Genomic DNA, 1,438 nt, shown 5'->3' on the forward strand with positions numbered 1-1,438 from the left:
CCGGCGATGTGCTCGACGGACGGTTTCACCGAATCCCCGAGCGCCATTTCCAGCGCCCGCTCGCCCATCTCGGCCAGGGGCAGCCGCACCGTCGTCAGCGCGGGCACCAGGTCGCGCAGGGTCGCGATGTCGTCGAACCCGGCGACCGACAGGTCGTCCGGCACGGACAGGCCGCGCTCCCGCAGCGCCGCGAGAGCGCCGACCGCCATGACGTCGTTCACCGCGAACACGCACGTGACATCGCTGTCGATGACGCCGCGGACGGCGTTGTACCCGCCGTCCCGGTCGAAGCCGCCGTGCACGATCTGCGGAGCGGGCAGATCGAGCTCCGCCAGCGCCGCCGTGAACCCGGCGGTGCGATCGGCAGCGGTGACGAGCGCCGGCGGGCCGGCCAGCACGGCGAACCGGGTGTGGCCCAGCTCGGCGAGCGCACGGGCGAGCGCGGCGGCGCCGGCGCGGTTGGCGGGCGCGACGGTGTCGACACCGAGCAGGTCCTGGCCGACGCAGGCGACGCGCCCGCCCGAGTCGCGGTAGCGGGCGAGTTCGGTACGGAGCCGGTTGGTGATCCGCTCGTCGGCCACCCGGGAACCTGCCAGCAGGATCGCCCGCACCCGCTGCGCTCGCAGCGTCGACACATAACCGATCTCGCGTTCCGGATCGCGATAGGTGGTGCCCACCATCACCACCAGGCCCCGGCGGTCGGCCGCCCGCATCGCGCCGCCGGCGAGCGCCGCGAAGTAGGGGTCGGTGAGATCGTGCACCACCAGCCCGATGACGTTGCTGGACCCGCGGGCCAGCGTCTGCGCGGTCGCGTTGGGCTGGTAGCCGAGCTCGGCGGCGGCCAGCTCCACCCGTTCGCGCAGCGCGGCGCCCACCCGGCGGCTGCTGCCGTTGAGCACCCGTGAGGCGGTGGCGAGCGAGACGCCCGCGTGCCGCGCGACATCTTCGAGCGTGACCACACGGACCTCCTACGAAGATGGAAAGCGCTTTCTCAGCATACTCTTCACGCATGCTGTCAAGCAGCGTAGTGATTCGTACCTATAAATCGCCGGAGTAGTTCGTGCCAGGGGACGACGCGTACCCCCGGCCTCCGCACTAGTCTCCCGGCATGGCATCGCTTCGGGCCCGCGTCACGGCGGCCCTCTCCCTACTGCCCGTGCTCGTCGTCGCCTCCGCCTGCTCCGGCGGAGGCGACTCGGCGAAGTCGCTGCCCGAGGGCCGGGAGGTGCTCGCGCAGGCGTCGGCGGCCATGCGCGACGTGAGGAGCCTCGGGTTCACCCTCGACTCCGAGGGCGACCCCGCGGTGTCGGTCAAGCGCGGCGACATCGAGCTGCTGAAGAGCGGCGACGCGAAGGGGACGCTGCAGATCACCCAGGCGGGCCAGCCGGTCGAGATCACGTTCGTGCTGGTCGGTCAGACGGTCCACTACAAGGGCCTC

1 protein-coding gene and 1 pseudogene are annotated in these 1,438 nt (G+C 72.0%); one reads left to right on the forward strand and one right to left on the reverse strand.

All coding sequences use genetic code 11. From position 1 onward, the window contains the following. Positions 1–959: LacI family DNA-binding transcriptional regulator (locus tag HKK72_RS39270; protein ID WP_187239432.1), on the reverse strand; the 959-nt coding region annotated here is incomplete at its 3' end. Between the two features lie 149 nt (positions 960–1,108). Here HKK72_RS39270 and HKK72_RS39275 point away from each other — a divergent pair. Next, positions 1,109–1,438 (forward strand): annotated as a pseudogene (locus HKK72_RS39275) (LppX_LprAFG lipoprotein); the annotation flags it as partial.

The organism is Actinomadura sp. HBU206391 (assembly GCF_014323665.1).
Classification (GTDB): domain Bacteria; phylum Actinomycetota; class Actinomycetes; order Streptosporangiales; family Streptosporangiaceae; genus Actinomadura_C.